We start from the raw sequence: 17,833 nt of genomic DNA on the forward strand, positions 1-17,833 counted from the left end.
GTTGAGTGCAATGTTTTAAATCTTATCACGCGGCCAGCCGGCGCTTGTGACGGATCGACGACCACAGCGATACGGCGATGAAGGCCGCGCCCGACAGGCCGGTCAGCCATTCCGGGATGTGGTATTTGACGCTGGCCAGCATGATCAGCGCCAGGATGCCGATGGCGTAGTGGGCGCCGTGCTCCAGGTAGACGTATTCCTCCAGCGTGCCCTTGTGCACCAGGAACACGGTCAGCGAGCGCACGAACATGGCGCCGATGGCCAGCCCCAGCATGATGATGACGACGTCGCTGGTGATGGCGAAGGCGCCGATCACGCCGTCAAAGCTGAACGAGGCGTCCAGCACTTCCAGGTACAGGAAGCCGCCGAAGCTGCCGCGCGCCACGGTCGCCACCACCGCGCCGACGCCGGCCTCGGTGATGTCGTCCTCGTCCTCGGGCGGTTCCTCCTCCAGCAGCGTGCTGATCCAGCCGACCGCCAGGTAGACCACCACGCCGATCACGCCGGCCGCCAGCACCGTGTACTTTTCCTCCACCGGCACCAGGCCGACGCAGCCGAACACCGCGCCCAGCGCCAGCAGCACGGCCAGCGTTTCGGTGCCGTGCTGGCCCATTTTCTTCTCCAGCCAGCCCAGCCAGTGCAACTCCTTTTCCTCGTCGAACAGGAAGTTGAGGAACACCAGCAGCAGGAAGGCGCCGCCGAAGGCCGCCACCTGGGCGTGGGCGCCGGTCAGGTGGCGCGAGTATTCGGCCGGGTTGGCGGTGGCCATCTGCCACACGTCGGCCAGGCCCAGGCCGGTGGCCAGCGAGACGATCAGCAGCGGGAACAGCAGCCGCATGCCGAACACGGCCACGACGATGCCCACCGTCAGGAACAGCTTTTGCCAGAACGCGTCCCAGTGCCGCAGCACCGAGGCGTTGACCACGGCGTTGTCGAACGACAGCGAGACTTCCATCACGCCCAGCACGGCGGCCACCCACACCGCCTGCAGCAGGCCGGCGGCGCCGCCGTGGTGGTAGCCCCACCAGGCGGCCAGCGCCATGAGGACCAGGGTGACTGCCAGGGAGAGTCGGAAGTGTCGCATCGTTGTTTTTATGGAAATGGGGACAGGGCTGAATTTTATATTACTTGCTTCCGTCGCTGGGGACCCATCTGCGATAATGTGGCCACAAAAATGCAAAGGAACCACCGATGGACATCGCTTATCTCGTCACCCCGCTGATCACCTGGATCACGGTGGGACCGATCAAGTTTCTGATTAATAGCGCCAAGGCGCGCAAATGGGCGTTCAAGCTGGTCGGCAACGGCGGTTTTCCCAGCAATCACAGCGCGGTGGTGTCGAGCATGGCGACGCTGATCGCGCTGCGCGAGGGCATCGGCCATCCGGCCTTCGGGGTGGCGGTGACCCTGTGCTTCATCGTCGTCATCGACGCCAACAGCCTGCGCCAGCACGTCGGCAAGCAGGCGGCGGCGATCAACCGGCTGGCCGACGGCGACCAGGCCGCAAGCAAGGGCCACACCTGGCTGCGCGAGCGCATGGGCCACACGCTGGTGGAGATCGCCGGCGGCCTGTGCACCGGCATCGCCATCGCCCACGCCATCCACGCCGTGTTCGGCCGCGGCTGACCCGGCCCCGCCGGCGCACCGTCCTGGTGCGCCGGGCCGCATTCCCCGGCGGTTTTCCTGTTCTTTTGGCCGCTCCGGCCTATGCTGACATTTCACCGTCTATCCCAGCATTTGGCAATTCAGCCACGTTTTTTGTCGTCCAGTCGCACGTGCATTGACCGGTTCCGGACACTCGGGGATACTCTGCGCCCTGTAGTCTGGCTAAAACTTTACAAGCTATTAATAGCACCAACGTGCCACTTTCTCGGAGAACTTTATGTTGCGCAAAACCCTTCTAGCTCTCGCCGTCGCTTCAGCCCTGGTTGCCTGCGGCAAGTCCTCCAAGGAGCCTGAAAAGGCGGGCGCCAGCGCCTCGGCCACCGCCGCCAAGGACGGCAAGGACGGCAAGACCCCGGCCGTCCTGTCGCTGGCGCCGGAGGACCTGCTGACCATCGAATCGAACGCGCTGGCCTCGGGGCCGGTCATCACCGGTTCGGTCCAGCCCGAGCGCAAGGCCGACCTGCGCGCCGAGGTGAGCGCGGTGGTGCTGCAAGTGATGAAGGAAAATGGCGAGGCGGTCAAGAAGGGCGACATCCTGGTGCGCCTGGACGAGACCTCGATCCGCGATGCCCTCAATTCGGCCGACGAGGCCACCCGCGCCGCCCAGCAGTCGCTGGAGCAGGCCACCCGCATGTTCGAGCGCCAGAAGACGCTGCGCTCGTCGGGCATGGTGTCGACCCAGGCGCTGGAGGACTCCGAGATCCGCCGCAACAACGCCCAGAGCGAGCTGGCGGGCGCCAAGTCGCGCTCGGTCGCGGCCCACCAGCAGCTCACCCGCACGCTGGTGCGCGCGCCGTTCGACGGCATCGTCAGCGAGCGCAAGGTGTCCAACGGCGACACGGCCGCCATCGGCAAGGAACTGATCAAGGTGATCGATCCGGCCAGCATGCGCTTCGAGGGCCTGGTGTCGGCCGACAAGATCGGCGTGGTCAAGGTCGGCCAGCCGGTGCGCTTCCGCATCAACGGCTACCAGAACCGCGACTTCAGCGGCCGCGTCAAGCGGGTCGATCCGTCGGCCAACGCGGTCACGCGCCAGGTCGAGGTGCTCGTCGAGTTCGCCGGCCAGGACATGCCCGGCGTGGCCGGCCTGTACGCGGAAGGCCGCGTCGAGTCCGACATCTCCAATTCGCTGATGATCCCCGACTCGGCGCTGGTGGTCAGCGGCGATCAAAGCTATACCTGGCGCGTCAACGGCAAGGCGCTCAACAAGGTGACGCTCAGCATCGGCGTGCGCGATCCGCGCACCGGCCAGTGGGAAGTGCGCAGCGGCCTGGCCGCCGGCGACCGCGTGCTGCGCGTGCCGAACTCCGGCTACAAAGAGGGTCAGGGCGTCGAACTGGCGGCATCGAGAGTGGCGCCGGCCGGCAACGGCGCGGCCCAGGCCTCGGCCGCCCCTGTGCAGAGCACCGCAGCGAAAGGGAACTGATCCATGTTCTTATCCGATTTCAGTATCAAACGGCCGATCGCGACCATCGTCCTGATCGTCGCCATGATGTGCCTGGGCTTGCTGGCGCTGAAGAAGCTGCGCGTCAACCAGAATCCGGACGTCGAAGTGCCGTTCATCATCGTCAGCGTGCCGTATCCGGGCGCCTCGCCCGACACGGTCGAGCGCGAGATCGTCAACCGCCTGGAAAAGCCGCTGCTGGCCATTTCCGGCGCCACCAAGCTCGAGAGCACGGCCAACGAAGGCTCGGCGCAGATCTTCATCGAGTTCAGCTTCAAGAAGAACCTGATCGAGGCCTCCGACGAGATCCGCAACGCGATCGCCTCGGTGCGCTACAAGCTGCCCACCGAGATGCGCGAGCCCATCCTGCAGCGCATCGACCCGGCCTCCGATCCGGTGATGCAGATTTCGCTGTCGTCGACCAGCCAGAGCCACGCCGAGATTTCGCGCCTGGCCGAGGACACCCTGTCCGACCGCTTCCGCGCGGTGGACGGCGTGTCGCAGGTGCAGGTCAACGGTTCGCTCAAGCGCGAGCTGTCGGTGCTGCTGCACGCGGAAAAGCTGCGCGAATATAACGTCTCGGTCAGCGAGGTGGTCAACGCGCTGCGCAACCAGAACACCAACGCGCCGGTGGGCAAGGTGCGCGGCGTGCTCGACGAGAAGAGCATACGCCTGGTCGGCCGCATCATCACCCCGCGCGAATTCGAGGGCGTGGTGGTCAAGCGCCGCGGCGACGAGGTGGTGCGGCTGGCGCAGCTGGCCACCATCGAGGACGGCTTCGCCGAGATCAACGGCCTGAGCATCCGCAGCGGCAAGCCCAACGTCGGCATCGCCATCTCCCGTTCGCGCGACGCCAGCACGGTGTCGGTGGCGGTCAAGCTGCGCGAGGAAATCAAGGCGATCAACGCCACGCTGCCGGCCGGCACCAAGCTGGAAATCACGCGCGACGGCGGCGACGATTCGCAGCGCAGCCTGAACAACGTGATCGAATCGCTGGTGCTGGGCGCGGTGCTGACCATCTTCGTGGTGTACGCCTTCCTGAACTCGTGGCGCTCGACCCTGATCACCGCCATGAGCCTGCCGACCTCGGTGGTGGCGGCCTTCATCGCCGTGTGGTTGTGCGGTTTCACGCTGAACTTCATGACGCTGCTGGGCCTGTCGCTGGCGATCGGCGTGCTGATCGACGACGCCATCGTGGTGCGGGAAAACATCGTGCGCCACATGCAGATGGGCTTTGACCGCCGCACGGCCGCCCTCAACGGCACCGCCGAGATCGGCCTGGCCGTGGCCGCGACCACCTTCTCCATCATCGCCGTGTTCATTCCGGTGGCCTTCATGCCGGGCATCTCGGGTGAATGGTTCCGTCCGTTCGCGCTGACGGTGACCTGCTCGGTGCTGGTCAGCCTGGGCATCTCGTTCACGCTCGACCCGATGCTGTCGGCCTACTGGGGCGACCCGGTCGACCACCACACGGCGCCGAAGAAGGGCCTGGGCAAGTTCCTGCAGAAGTTCAACGACTGGTTCGACCACCAGTCCGACCGCTACGGCCACGTGATCGCCTGGGCGCTGCACCACCGCCGCTGGATGGCCGTGATCGCCTTCGGCACCTTCGTCGGCGCCATCGTGCTGCACGCCAAGTGGGGCGGTTCGAGCTTCCTGCCGGCGGCCGACCGCAGCACCATCGCCATCGACGTGCGCATGCCGCCGTCGGGCAGCGTGGAGATCGCGCGCCGCAAGATGGAGACCGTGGCCGCCATCGCCCGCACCATTGCTGAAACCAAGGACACCAACTCCAACATCAACGCCGGCGGCGGCCGCATCTATATCGACATCGGCAAGCGCCAGTACCGCAAGCGCACCGCGTTCCAGATCGGCGCCGAGCTGCGCGAGAAGATGAGCCACATCGCCGGCGCCGAGATCTCGGTGATCGACGACCTGGGCAACTCGGGCAAGCCGGTGCAGATCGAATTCACCGGCCCGGATTCGCGCCGCCTGATGGAGATCACCAACGCCTACATGGACAAGCTGCGCCAGATCCCGGGCGCGGTGGACGTCGGCCTGTCGCAGCAGGACCCGAAGAACGAGCTGCAGATCGAGCTCAACCGCGGCCTGGCCAATTCGATGGGCATTTCCGTCAACGACGCGGCGCAGTCGCTGCGGGTGGCGTTCGCCGGCGTCGAGGTGGGCGACTGGGTCGACCCGACCGGCGAATCGCGCGACGTCGCGGTACGCCTGGCGCCGGAAGACCGCGTCAACTCGGAAAACATCGAGCGCCTGCCGATCTCGGTCACGGGCACCAACCAGATGGTGCCGCTGGACCAGATCGCCACGATCACGATGGGCAAGGGCCCGTCCACCATCGAGCACAAGAACGGCAAGCGCACCGTGACCGTGTCGGCCAACGTGCAGGGCCGTTCGCCCGGCGAGGTGACGGCCGACGCCATGAAGCTGGCCAACGCGATCGACTTCCCGCCCGGCTATGGCCTGGACCTAGGCGGCGACGGCAAGAACCAGAGCGAGCTGTTCACGGAGATGGGCATCGCGCTGGTCATGGGCATCGGCCTGATGTACCTGATCCTGGTGATGCAGTTCGGTTCGTTCACGGCGCCGGTGGCGGTGATGCTGTCGCTGCCGCTGTCGCTGATCGGCGTGGTGGTGGCGCTGCTGATCACCGGCGGCACGCTCAACCTGATGAGCTTTATCGGCGTCATCATGCTGATGGGCCTGGTGGCGAAGAACGCCATCCTCTTGCTGGACGCGGCGCGCAAGCGCGAGGCCGAGGGCTACGGCCGCGAGGACGCGCTGATGTACGCGGGCCGCATGCGCCTGCGTCCCATCCTGATGACCACCTTCGCGCTGATCGCCGGCATGTTCCCGGTCGCGCTGGGGCTGGGCGAGGGCGGCGAGTTCTACCGTCCGCTGGCGATCGCCATCATCGGCGGCACCATCACCTCGACCATCCTGACCTTGCTGGTGGTGCCGACCTTCTACGACAGCATCGAGATCGCCAAGGATCGCGCGATCGCCAAGTTCCACCGCCGCGCGGCGCGCTGGACGGCGGCGCCGGCGCTGATCATGACCCTGGTCGAGGCGCTGCTGACGCTGATCTTCGTGCGCTTCGTGTTCCGCATGGTGATGTGGGTGGTGTACAAGGTGACGGGCAAGGGCGGCCGCAACATGCCGTCCGCCGCGCTGGACCCGCATTAAGTCGTTGTTTTGTCGACACTAAAAAAGGGCCTGCGGGCCCTTTTTTGACGCCTGGAATGCAGAGCAACTGCTCGGTTTCAAGGTTTTAATTAGAGCTTTACTTCTAACGACTTGCCTTTTGAATAGTTTTATAAATGTAGTATGCTGCTGGCCTTCCTGCACCGGTTTTGGCGCAAGAAATCCAGAAAAACCTGGCGCAGAGCCGCCAACTTATAAAGCGAGACCACCATGCAACACAAATACCTCCCCCTGATCATTGCCGCCGCTCTGAGCGCCATGTCCGCAGGCGCCCAGGCGTCCGGTTACCGTTTCGGCTCGCAGAGCGTGTCGGCCCAGGGCACGGCGGACGCCAACGCCGCCGAAGCCAACGACGCCTCGACCATTTTCTACAATCCGGCCGGCCTGTCCCGCCTGGACGGTATGCAGGTGAGCGCCGGCGCCACCGTTGTGGTGCCGCATTCGACCTTCAGCGATAGCGGCTCGACCCGCTTCACCGGCACCCCGACCGGCGGCACCGCCGCCAATGACTACGTGCCGACCGCCGTGGTCGCGCCAGCGCTGTACCTGAGCAAGAAACTGAACGACAAGTGGACCGTCGGCATGGGCATGTTCGTGCCATACGGTACCAAGATCAACTATGGCAACACCTGGACCGGCCGCTACGCGCTGTCCGACGTGAAGCTGGAATCGGTCACGCTGAACCCATCGGCCTCGTTCAAGCTGGACGAGCACCACGCCTTCGGCTTCGGCATCGACGCCGAGTTCATGAAGGCCAGCCTGGGCCAGGCCGTGGATGTTCCCGGCTCGGTCGCTGTGCTGCTGACCTCCCCGCAAGGCGCGGCGCTGGCCAATCAGATCGGTCTGCTGGGCGGCAACCCGAAACTGCTGCGCACGGCGGGCGACGCGCACGGCTCCAACGACGGCAAGGATTGGGGCTGGGGCTTCAACCTGGGCTATATGTTCACGCTGGACCAGAACACCCGCTTCGGCCTGGCTTACCGCTCGTCGATCTCGCACCAGCTGCGCGGCAGCACCGTGTGGGACTTCTCGCAGGTGACGTCCGACCCTATCGTCAACGGCGTGTTGTCGAAGGCCTCGAACAAGGCCAACTCGGCCGCGCTGGTCGCGCTGCGCACGCCTGAGACGCTGTCGGCCAACGTGTTCCACCAGTTCGATGCCAAGTGGGCCGGCATGGCCGACGTGACCTTCGTGCGCCACAACCGTCTGGGCGACCTGGACATCCAGTTCCCGGGCACGACCGAAGGCGCCGAAGTGATCCGCCAGCAGTGGAAGAACACCGTGCGCGTTTCGCTGGGCGGCAACTACGTCTACAACGAAAACCTGACGCTGCGCGCCGGCATCGCCTACGACGAGTCGCCAGTCAAGAACGCCGAGCTGACCCACCCAGCGCTGCCGGACAGCGACCGCATGCAGTACTCCATCGGCGCCAACTGGAAGCTCAACACCCGCTCGTCGATCGACGTGGCGTACAGCTTCCTGGATTTCAAGGACGCGTCGATGAACTACACCAACAAGTGCAACCCGCTGATGACCACCTGCACGGGCAACGGCGAAACCACGCGCGGCACCTACCAGACCCACCTGTCGCTGATCGGTATCGCTTACAACTACAAGTTCTAAGCCGAAACGACGCAGCATAAAGGGCCTACGGGCCCTTTTTTTACGCCTATTGGCTGGTGGCCGGCGGTGGCGCGCTGCTTTGGGCCGGCGGGTTGGCGGGCGGTGTGGTGTTGGCCGGCGGCGTGGCAGGGGAGGCCGGCTCGGGCGCGCTGACGCTGGGCGGCGCCTGGTCGGCCGCGTGCTTGTTGCAGCCGCCTAGCACAGCGGCGCACAGGGCTGTGCCCAGTAATAGTCGGGAAGTCAGGGAGAGCGAAGTCATCATTTTTTCCTTTCAACTCGGGGAAAAAATTAGACCGCGCGGCCGCTGGCCGGTTCCGTGATTTACGCTTGCGGCGTAGCCGCGGCCGGGCGCGATGTTATGTTCGACATCGACGCCAAATAAGTTCAGGCGGCCTTGCGGTCGCTGTCGACCGGCAGTTCGGCGTCGCTGTCGAACACGCGCAGGTCGGTCTCGCCCAGCACCCGGCTGGTGACGGTGCCGGCCGCGATCGAGCCGCTGACGTTGAGGGCGGTGCGGCCCATGTCGATCAGCGGTTCGATCGAGATCAGCAGGCCGGCCAGCGCCACCGGCAGGTTCATCGACGACAGTACGATCAACGCGGCGAAGGTGGCGCCGCCGCCGACCCCGGCCACGCCCACCGAACCGATGGTGATGATGGCCAGCAGCGGCGCGATGAAGCCCAGCGTGAACGGATCGATGCCGACGGTGGGCGCGATCATCACCGCCAGCATGGCCGGGTAGATGCCGGCGCAGCCGTTCTGGCCGATGGTGGCGCCGAACGAGGCGGCGAAGTTGGCGATGCCTTCCGAGGTGCCCAGGCGCAGCGTCTGGGTCTGCACGCTCATCGGGATGGCGCCGGCGCTGCTGCGCGAGGTGAAGGCGAAGGTCAGCACCGGCAGGATTTTCTTTACGTAGCGCGCCGGGTTCAGGCCGGCCCCGGCGACGAGCGCCAGGTGCACGCAGAACATCAGGATCAGCGCGCTGTACGAGGCCAGCACGAAGTCGATCAGGTGCAGGATGTCGGTGTAGCTGGAGGTCGACACCACCTGCGCCATCAGCGCGAACACGCCGTACGGGGTCAGGCGCAGCACCAGCGTGACGATGCGCATGACGATGGCGTGGGCGACCTGGATGAAGCGCTCGAACGAGGCGAACACGTCCGGCTTCTTGTCGTGGATGCCGGTGGCGGCGATGCCGATAAACACCGAGAAGATCACCACCGCGATGGTCGAGGTCTTGCGCCCGCCGGTCATGTCGAGGAAGGGATTGGCCGGGATGAAGCTCAGCAGCATGCCGGGCAGGGAGATGGCCTGGGCCGCCCCGACCTTGCCCTGCAGGTAGACGCCGCGGGCGGCATCGGCGGCGGAGGCGGTCAGGCCGACCGCGCTCAGGTGGAACAGCTTGGCCATCAGGATGCCGAGGCCGGCCGCGACGAGGGTGGTCAGCATCAGCAGGCCGATGGTCAGCGCGCTGATCTTGCCCAGCGAGTTGATGCCCTTGAGCTTGAGGATGGCGGAGATGATGGACACCATGATCAGCGGCATGATGATCATCTGCAGCAGCTTGACGTAGCCGGAGCCGACGATGTCGAGGTAGTCGCCGGTGGTTTGCAGCTCGGCCGCGCTGGCGCCGTAGATCGCCTGCAGCGCGGCGCCGAGCAGCACGCCCAGGCCCATGCCGGTGAACACCCGCACCGAGAACGAAGCATGCTTGCGCTGCTGCGCGTACAGCACGCCCAGCAGGGCCAGCGCCGCCAGCAGGTTGAGAATTACGTTGATCGTCATGGGCTGCCCTTTGCTGCGAGATGGATTGTGGTCGAGGCCGGTAAACAAGCGGCCATTTTATATGCGATTGGCGCGCCGGGACGAATATTTGGTGATAACCATATACGCAAAACGGTGGGGTCAAGTCTGACATTCGGACACGAGCTCTGCCGTGGCCGGCCCGCCACGGCAGAGCTCGTGTCCGAATGTCAGACTTGACCCCCGCTGTGTAGCCAGATGTCGAAGCGGGTTGTGCCGTCGCCGGTGGCGGCCAGGCGGTAGGGGTAGCCGTGACGGTTCAGCACTTCGCGCACGAACAGCAGGCCTATCCCCTGGCCGCCTTTCTTGGTGGTGAAGAAGGGCGTGAACAGTTGCCGCGCCGGCACTTCGCCCAGCAGGTCGCCGCTGTCGATCACCGACAGCCGCACGCCGCCTTCCTCGGCCGCCAGCACGAACTCGATCCGCTTGTCGTCGCCCGCGCCCGCTTCCACCGCCTCCATCGCGTTCTTGACCACGTTGAGCAGCGCCTGCTCCATCAGGTGCCGGTCCAGCGCGACGGCCGGCACGTCGTCGCAGCGCTGCCAGCCGATGTGGATGCCTCGGCTGCGGCAGGGCTCGCGATACAAATAAAGTATGTCGTCCATGACGTCGCGCACGGCGTTGGGCCGCAGCTCCGGCGCCGGCATCTTGACCACCCGCGTGAAGCGCTCGATGAACTCGCCCAGGCTGACGTTGCGCCGCTTGACGGCGACAATGGCGGTGCTGAAGTCCTCGCCGTCGCGCTCGGCCAACTGGCTGCGGTAGTACAGCAGCGAATCGAGCACCGAGCCGGTGGCCGCCACCGTGTTGTTGACCTCGTGCGCCAGCACGCGGATCAGCTTGTCGTACGCGGCTTTTTCCGAGCTCTCCAGCTCGGCCGTCAACTCCTCGACCAGCAGGAAGTGGCGGGCGAAGCCGCGGTCGTAGAAGCGCCCCCGCTGGCCACGGTAGCGGCGGCCGTCGGTGTCGGTCAGCAACTGGCTTTCGCCCAGCGGCAGCGCGTCGAGCTGGGCCAGCAGGCCCGGATAGTCGCCGCCGGCGTCGGCCGGCAGGCAGGCCGACAGCGGCTTGCCCTTGGCGTCGTCGCGCTTGAGCAGCGCCTGCGCGCTGGCGTTGAGCAGGCTGATGCGTCCGTCGAAGTCGAACACGATGACCGCGCTCGGCGTGGCCTCCAGCAGGCGGTCGAGGAAGCCCTGCTGTTCGCCCAGCTGCAAACGCTCCTGGTACAGCGCGCCCAGCATGGTGTTGAACAGCTGCACCAGTTCATTGAGTTGCGGATCGCCGCTCTGCTGCAGCCGCGCAGCGTAGTGCTGGTCCTGCAGCAGGTCGTGGAAGTGGCGGGTGTAGCCGAGCGGCTCGAGCGCGCGCCGGATCAGCCGCACGCCCAGCGCAAAGCTCAGCAGCACGGCCGCCTCCAGCCCCAGCATCAGCAGCGGCGCCTGCCTGAACAGGGTGATGGCCAGGCCCAGGAACAGCAGGTGGGCGGCGCACAGGTAGGCGTACAGGCTGCGGCGCAGGCTCATGCGCGCGCTTCGTGGCCGGCCTCGGACCCCAGGCCGTGGCGTTCCAGCCGCCGGTACAGCGCGGTGCGGCTCAGGCCCAGCGCCTTGGCCACGCGCGAGATATTGCCCTGGTGCTGCTCCAGCGCCTTGGCGATCATGTGGCGCTCGACCTGCTCCAGCGTCATGCCGTCCACGCCCAGCCGCTGGCCGCCCGGCGCGCCGCCGTGCTCGTGCTGCTCGGTGGCGATGAAGTCCGCTTGCTTGAGTTCGCTCTTGCCGACCAGCAGCAGGGTGCGCTCCAGCGTCTGCTTGAGCTGGCGGATGTTGCCCGGCCACGGCTGCGCGCTGAGCCACTCCAGCGCGGCCGGCGCGATGGTGGCCGGCCCCAGGCCGTAGCTGGCCGCCACCTGGCCGATGATGTGGCGCGCCAGCAGCGGGATGTCGCTGCGCCGTTCGCGCAGCGGCGGCAGGCGTATCGTGATCAGGTTGAGCCGGTAGAACAGGTCTTCGCGGAACTCGCCGGCCGCCACCAGCTCGGCCAGCTCGCGGTTGGTGGCCGACACCACGCGGATGTCGGCCCGCTCCATGCGGCTGGCGCCCACCGCCTGGTAGGTCTGGTCCTGCAGCACGCGCAGCAGCTTGACCTGGTCCGAGCGGTTGAGCTCGCCGATCTCGTCGAGGAACAGCGTGCCCCCGTGCGCGCTGGCGACGTGGCCCTTGCGGTCGCTCTTGGCGTCGGTGAAGGCGCCGCGCACGTGGCCGAACATCTCGCTCTCGAACAGCGACGGCGTGATCGCCCCCATGTTGATCTTGACGATGGCCTGCGCCGCGCGCGGGCTGTTGCGGTGCAGGGCGTCGGCGATCAGCTCCTTGCCGCAGCCGCTCTCGCCCAGGATCAGCACCGGCGCCCTGGTGGCCGCCACCTGGCCGACGGTGGCCAGCACCTTGAGCAGGCGCGGATGCTCGCCGACGATGCCGCTGAAATCGAACTGGGCGTCGAGCGCGGCGCGCGTCGGACAGCCGGCCGGGGCAGGCGCGACGGTGTCGAGCGTGGTGCGGATCAGCTCCATCAGTTGGGCGTTGTCCCACGGCTTGGTGAAGAAGTTGGCGGCGCCGGCCTGCACGCCCTTGACCGCCAGCGCGATCGAGCCCCAGGCGGTCATCAGCAGCACCGGCAGCGCCGGCTGCAGCCGCTTGATCTCGGCCAGCAGCTGCAAGCCTTCCTCGCCGCTGGTGCGCAGCGAGAAGTTCATGTCCTGCAGCACCAGGTCGACGGGCTGGCGCGCCAGCTGCGCCAGCGCCTGCTGCGGATCGTCGCAGCACACGGTGTCGAAGCCGGACTGCTTGAGCAGCAGCGCCAGCGACACCTGCACCGCGCTGTCGTCATCGACGATCAGGATGCGTTGTTTACGGGATGATTCCATCGATTCAAACTGGCCTATTCATAGTGCAGCGCCTGGGTCGGGCTCAGGCGCGCGGCGCGCCAGCCCGGATAGAGCGAACACAGCAAGGATAGCAGATAGATCACGCCGGCCGATAGCGCCGTGGCCATCAAAAACACCGGCCAGTTCAGGCTCTCGCCCAGCACGCCGGTCAGCGGCAGCTGCACCAGCAACAGCAGCGCGATGACGATGGCGCCCGAACTGAGCAGCATCTGCTCGACGATGATCTGGCCGTAGATGTGGCCGGAATCGGCGCCGATCGCGCGCCGCAGGCCGATCTCCGGGATGCGCTGGGTGGTGTTCTGCCACAGCACGCCGAACAGGCCGAAGGCCACCATCACCAGCAGGAAGGCGCCGATCACGGCCAGCACGGTCAGCGGGATGGTCTGGGCCTTGAACATTGTGGTGCGCATGTCGGCCAGCGGCGAGATGGTGTAGCTCCAGTCGTTGCGCACCAGCTTGAGCTGGCGGTTGAGCGCCGCCTCGAAGGTGCGCGGCGTGCCGGGCCGCACCTTGAGCTGGATCGCATTGAGCGAACCGCCCTCGGTGCTGTTCTGATGGCGCACCAGCATGAAGTTGGTCGGCGACATGAACTCGCCCTGGCTGCGGAATTCCTCGACGATGCCGACCACCTTGTACTGCTTGAGCGCCTGCTTCGGATTGTCCTCGTCCTCGCTGAATACCTGGCCCAGCACCGGCTTGCCGTCGAACAGCTTCTGCGCCAGGCGGCGGTTGATGATCACCGGCTGCTCGGCTGCGCCGTCGTCCGCCCGCGAGAACCAGCGGCCCTCGGCCAGCGTCATGTTGGCCACGGCGGGAAATTCATCGCTCATCTGGAACAGGTTGGAGGAAAACTTGCGCTTGCCTTCGCGCAGCGTGAATTCGCTGGTCCAGTTCGACATCTCGTAGACCGGGAAGCTGGTGAAGCTCACTTCCTCCACTTCCGGCAAGGCTTTCAGGCCCTGGCGCAATTTGTCGTAGACCTGCGGATCGGCTTCGATGCCGGCCGCGGTGCGGGCGTTGAGCCCGACCGACCACACGTCCTGGTAGCGGAAGCCGGTCGGCAGTTGATACAGCTGGTAGCTGCGCAGCGCGAACGCGGCGATGGCGAACACCACCACGAAGGCCAGCAGGATCTCCAGCGACAGCATCATATTGCGCGACTTGCGCTTCCAGATCAATTTCAGTAAGTGGCGCAGCATCATGCGGCTCCTTTCAAGGCGTGGACGGGGTCGAGGCGGGACATCTTCCAGGCCGGCAGCACGCCCGACAGCAGGCCGAACACGGTCGCCAGCAGCAGGCCCATGCCGAAGATGGGCAGGTTCAGCTCGACATGCAGGTAGGGGATCAGGCCCGAGCCCTCCAGCCACCACAGCACCAGCCGCGCACAGGCCAGGCCGATCAGGCCGCCGGCCAGGCACAGCAGCACGTTTTCCAGCACCAGCTGGCGCACCAGGTGGCCGCTGGTGGCGCCGAAGGCCTTGCGCACGCCGATCTCGCTGCTGCGCTCGAGGATGCGGCCGGTGTTCAGGTTGACCAGGTTGAGCGCCGGCAGCGCCATGAACAGCAGCATCAGGGCGCCGATGATGAGCAGCAGCTTGCCGGCGCCGGAGTCGGCCCCTTCCTGCTGCAGCAGCATGCGGGCGAACAGGTCGAGCTTGCTGTCGCCCCAGACGCGGGCGATGTTGTACTGCTTGGGATCGTCGAACACCACGGTCTTGGCGGCCGCCGCGATGTCGCGCTGGATGCGCGGCAGGTCGGCGGCCTGGCGCGCCAGCACCAGCACGCTGAAGTTGCCGAACATCTGGCTGCGGTAGTCGGTCGACGGGAAGGTGGTGACGGGCGCCCAGATGTCGGCGTAGGCGTTGATGTGCATGGCGTCCTCGACCACGCCGATGACGGTGAAGTACTGGCCGCCGATGCTGATCTTCTGGTCCAGCGCCGGCAGGCCGGGGAACAGCTTGCGCGCCGTGCTGGCGTTGACCACGGCCACGAAGCGGCCCTGGTCGACGTCGGCCTGGTCCGGCAGGCGGCCCTGCAGCAGCTTGAAGTCGAGGATCTTCCAGTACTCGGCGTCGGTGCGGCGCATCAGCAGCTCGCTCACGCGGCCTTCCTGGTAGACCGACACGGTCTCCGGCATGGTGGCGGCCGAGACCGCCTCCACGCCCGGCAGCGGCTTGAGGTACTTGTCGATCAGCTTGAAGCCGAGCGGGCTGCGGCGCACGCCCTTGGCCTCGCTGTGGCGCGCCTCGATCAGCATCGCCTGCACGAAGCGCTCGCTCTTGCCCTCGACGCCGGTGGGGTAGAAGGCGTTCTGCAGCAGCGCCGTGACCACCAGCAGCACCACCAGCGTGAGCACGATGCACAGCAGGTTGATCGCGGTGAACAGCTTGCGGCGCATGAAGACCTTCCACGCGGTCAGCAGATAATTCCTGAACATGGCGTCCCCTTAAGCGACCAGCTGGCCGTCGAACACGCGCACGATGCGGCTGGCGCGCTTGGCTTCCTGCTCGTCGTGGGTGACCATCACCACGGTCGTGCCCTCGCTGTTGAGCTTGAGCAGCAGGTCCATCACCTCCTGGCCCATCTTGCTGTCCAGGTTGCCGGTCGGCTCGTCGGCCAGCAGCACCTGCGGCTGGCCGACGATGGCGCGGGCGATCGCCACGCGCTGCTGCTGGCCGCCCGACAGCTGGTTCGGGTAGTGGTCCATGCGCGCGCCCAGGCCGACCTTTTCCAGCGCCTCGCGCGCCAGCCGCTGGCGCTTCTTGGCCGACAGGTCGCGGTACAGCAGCGGCAGCTCGACGTTGTCGATCACGCGCAGGTCGTTGATCAGGTGGAAGCTTTGGAAGATGAAGCCGAAGGTGTTGTTGCGCAGCTTGGCCACATGCTTGTCCTTGTACGAGGCCACCGGCGCGCCGCCCACGTGGATGGCGCCGCTGCCGGGACGGTCCAGCAGGCCGATCAGGTTCAGCAGCGTGCTCTTGCCGCAGCCGCTGGGGCCCATGATGCAGACGAACTCCGATTTTTCGACATGCAGGTCGATGTCCTTCAGGGCCAGGGTTTCGACCTTGTCGGTCTGGTAGGTTTTGCTGACGTTGCTCAGGCGGATCATGATAGTCCTTTCGATGATTATTGGGCGACGCGGATGCTGTCGCGTTCCTTGTAGCGGGTGGTGTCCGAAACGATGAGGCGGTCGCCGGCGCGGGCGCCGGACAGGATCTCGACGGCCTTGCCGTCGCTGGCGCCGATGTTGAGCGTGGTCTTGCGGGCCACGCCGTCGCGCACCACGAAGATGTCCTGCGGGCCGCGGCCGTTGAAGGCCGGGCCGTAGTCGGCCAGCAGCGTGCGCTGCTTCTGCTCGGTGACGATGTTGACCTCCACCCGCAGCTTGTTGCGCAGCATAGGGTGGCTGGGTTGGTTGAGCGTGACCAGCAGCTTGACGGTGCCGTTCTGGATCTCCGGCAGGATGGTCTGCACCACGCCGTCCAGCCGCACGTTGCCCTGCTCGACGCGCACCGCCTGGCCGGCGTTGAGCGCGCGCGCGTGGAAGTCCGACAGCGAGGCCTCGACCTTGTAGTTGCTCAGCTCGGAGACCTTGGCCACCAGCTGGCCGGTGGCCAGGCTGGCGCCCTCGTCGGCCAGCAGCCAGGTCAGCATGCCGGCGAACGGCGCGCGCACCTGGGTCTGCGCCAGCAGCTCCTGTTGCTGCTGCAGCTGCTTTTGCAGGATGCTCTTCTGCAGCCGCGCGCCCTCGATGCCGGACGAGGTGACGCGCTTGCTGTCCTCGATCTGCTCGTGCTGCTGGCGCAGCTGGATCTCGTTGCGTTTGACGTTGAGCTCGGCGGTCAGCAAGTCCTCGGCCGAGACGCCGCCGGCCTTGCGCAGCGTCTGGTAGCGGCCCAGCTTGACGCGGGTCGCTTGCAGGTCCAGCTCCAGCAGCTCGATGGCGCTGAGCAGCTGCTTGCGTTTCTGGTCCATCTCCAGCGTCAGCGCGAGGATGCGGTTTTCCTGCTGGGCCAGCTGCTCGCGGATGCTGTCGATGGCCAGCACGATGGTGCGGTTGTCCAGTTCCAGCAGCAGCTCGCCGGCCTTGACCTGCTGGCCCAGCTTGGCGTGGACCTTGGCCACGTGGGTCTGGATCGGGCTGGAGACCAGTTCCTCGTGGACCGGGATGACGATGCCGGAGGCGTTGATGGTGTTGGCGATGTTGCCGACGCGGACCTCGGCCAGCACCACGCTGGCGGCGTCGACGCTGGGGCTGACCACGCGGTTGATGCCCCACGCTGCCGCGCACAGCGAGGCCAGCACGGCGGCCACGACGAGCGCGGTCTTGCGCTTGCGGCGGGAAAGGATATCGGGGTTGAGCGCCTGGTCCATGGGGTGCGATAGAGAGCTAGAGTTGCGCTCTCCATTGCAATAGCCGTGCCACCTGCCGGCGCGGCGCGCAAAGCCAGCAAAATCAAGGCTACTGCGCGATCCGGCGCGTGGGGCGGGGCGGGCGCGCCTGCCCGCCTTCGTTCAACACCGTCCGGATACGGACACCCCGGCCGCGACTAAGCGGGGCGCGGCCCGAGGTGCTTGCTCATGCCGGTGTAGGCCAGGCTGTGGCCGTCGATGCGGAACAGGTCGGGGATTTCGCCGGTTTGCTGGAAGCCGTTGCGGCGGTACAGCGCGATCGCCGGCGCGTTCACCGACAGCACTTGCAGGTCGATCCAGTCGAGTCCTGCCGACGCGCGCGCCCAGTGCGCGGCGTGGGCGATCAGGCGGCTGCCCAGGCCCAGGCGGCGGAAGGCGCGGTCCACGCCCATGCCCAGCAGGCAGCGGTGGGCGGCGTGGCGTTCGGGATGGGCGCGCAGGTCGACATGGCCGGCGATGCGGCCGTCGTCCGCGCGCGCCACCCAGACCCGGCGCCAGCCGGGCGCGTCCAGCGGCGTCACCATGCCGGTCTTGAAGGCGTCGGCCTTGTCGGCGGGGAAGCGGGAGTCGCCGCGCGGCAGCGGCTGGAAGTAGGCGGTGTCGCCCCGGCCGTTGTCGGACAGGTGATCGTTGAGGTAGCGGAGAAACGCGTCGAAGTCGGCGGGCTCCAGCAGGTCGATAGGTGGTTGGCTCATCGGCCGATTGTAGCGTAT

Annotated in this window: 14 protein-coding genes; 4 read left to right on the plus strand and 10 right to left on the minus strand. The window is 66.5% G+C overall.

Features of this window, described 5'->3' with window-relative positions; all coding sequences use genetic code 11:
- Positions 1 to 25: 25 nt before the first annotated feature.
- Complete coding sequence (locus AC07WS_RS13370; RefSeq protein WP_494729560.1) at positions 26 to 1,084, minus strand: DUF475 domain-containing protein; 1,059 nt, start codon at positions 1,082 to 1,084, stop codon at positions 26 to 28.
- 107 nt (positions 1,085 to 1,191) lie between these two features.
- Here AC07WS_RS13370 and AC07WS_RS13375 point away from each other — a divergent pair, with 107 nt between their 5' ends.
- From AC07WS_RS13375 to AC07WS_RS13390, 4 genes are all read left to right on the plus strand, one after another.
- Positions 1,192 to 1,626 carry a divergent PAP2 family protein gene (locus tag AC07WS_RS13375; protein ID WP_494729561.1) on the plus strand — a complete coding sequence of 145 codons (435 nt, stop codon included), beginning with the start codon at positions 1,192 to 1,194 and terminating at the stop codon, positions 1,624 to 1,626.
- A 256-nt stretch (positions 1,627 to 1,882) separates the two neighbouring features.
- The gene (locus tag AC07WS_RS13380; protein WP_494729562.1) at positions 1,883 to 3,091 is read left to right on the plus strand and encodes an efflux RND transporter periplasmic adaptor subunit; all 1,209 of its coding nucleotides are present in this window, start codon (positions 1,883 to 1,885) and stop codon (positions 3,089 to 3,091) included.
- Positions 3,092 to 3,094: 3 nt separating this feature from the next.
- Positions 3,095 to 6,316, plus strand: coding sequence for an efflux RND transporter permease subunit (locus AC07WS_RS13385; RefSeq protein WP_494729563.1), 3,222 nt, complete (start codon positions 3,095 to 3,097; stop codon positions 6,314 to 6,316).
- Positions 6,317 to 6,544: 228 nt separating this feature from the next.
- Positions 6,545 to 7,957, plus strand: coding sequence for an OmpP1/FadL family transporter (locus AC07WS_RS13390; protein ID WP_494729564.1), 1,413 nt, complete (start codon positions 6,545 to 6,547; stop codon positions 7,955 to 7,957).
- A gap of 46 nt (positions 7,958 to 8,003) precedes the next feature.
- Here the strand turns inward: AC07WS_RS13390 and AC07WS_RS13395 are convergent, their stop codons facing one another.
- The 9 genes from AC07WS_RS13395 to AC07WS_RS13435 all read right to left on the minus strand — a co-directional run bounded on the left by AC07WS_RS13395 (position 8,004) and on the right by AC07WS_RS13435 (position 17,815).
- On the minus strand, positions 8,004 to 8,216 hold the full coding sequence (locus AC07WS_RS13395) for a hypothetical protein (protein WP_494729565.1): 213 nt from the start codon (positions 8,214 to 8,216) through the stop codon (positions 8,004 to 8,006).
- A 125-nt stretch (positions 8,217 to 8,341) separates the two neighbouring features.
- Entirely contained in the window at positions 8,342 to 9,742 is a 1,401-nt protein-coding gene (locus tag AC07WS_RS13400; RefSeq protein WP_494729566.1) for an L-cystine transporter, read from the minus strand.
- 188 nt (positions 9,743 to 9,930) lie between these two features.
- On the minus strand, positions 9,931 to 11,283 hold the full coding sequence (locus AC07WS_RS13405; RefSeq protein WP_494729567.1) for a sensor histidine kinase: 1,353 nt from the start codon (positions 11,281 to 11,283) through the stop codon (positions 9,931 to 9,933).
- Positions 11,280 to 12,686: a sigma-54-dependent transcriptional regulator gene (locus tag AC07WS_RS13410; protein ID WP_494729568.1), complete on the minus strand. Its 1,407-nt coding sequence runs from the start codon at positions 12,684 to 12,686 to the stop codon at positions 11,280 to 11,282. Before AC07WS_RS13410 ends, AC07WS_RS13405 begins: the two co-directional genes overlap by 4 nt.
- A 14-nt stretch (positions 12,687 to 12,700) precedes the next feature.
- Complete coding sequence (locus AC07WS_RS13415) at positions 12,701 to 13,906, minus strand: ABC transporter permease (protein ID WP_494729569.1); 1,206 nt, start codon at positions 13,904 to 13,906, stop codon at positions 12,701 to 12,703.
- A complete protein-coding gene (locus AC07WS_RS13420; protein WP_494729570.1) occupies positions 13,906 to 15,144 on the minus strand; it encodes an ABC transporter permease in 1,239 nt (412 codons plus the stop codon). The genes AC07WS_RS13415 and AC07WS_RS13420 overlap by 1 nt, the downstream gene beginning before the upstream one ends.
- Positions 15,145 to 15,153: 9 nt before the next feature.
- A complete protein-coding gene (locus AC07WS_RS13425) occupies positions 15,154 to 15,816 on the minus strand; it encodes an ABC transporter ATP-binding protein (RefSeq protein WP_161089663.1) in 663 nt (220 codons plus the stop codon).
- Between the two features lie 17 nt (positions 15,817 to 15,833).
- A complete protein-coding gene (locus tag AC07WS_RS13430; RefSeq protein WP_494729571.1) occupies positions 15,834 to 17,081 on the minus strand; it encodes an efflux RND transporter periplasmic adaptor subunit in 1,248 nt (415 codons plus the stop codon).
- 176 nt (positions 17,082 to 17,257) lie between these two features.
- Positions 17,258 to 17,815 (minus strand): GNAT family N-acetyltransferase, encoded by a 558-nt coding sequence (locus tag AC07WS_RS13435; protein WP_494729572.1) that lies wholly within the window; start codon positions 17,813 to 17,815, stop codon positions 17,258 to 17,260.
- Between the last annotated feature and the right edge of the window lie 18 nt (positions 17,816 to 17,833).

The organism is Duganella sp. GW821-FHT01E12, from assembly GCF_059422325.1.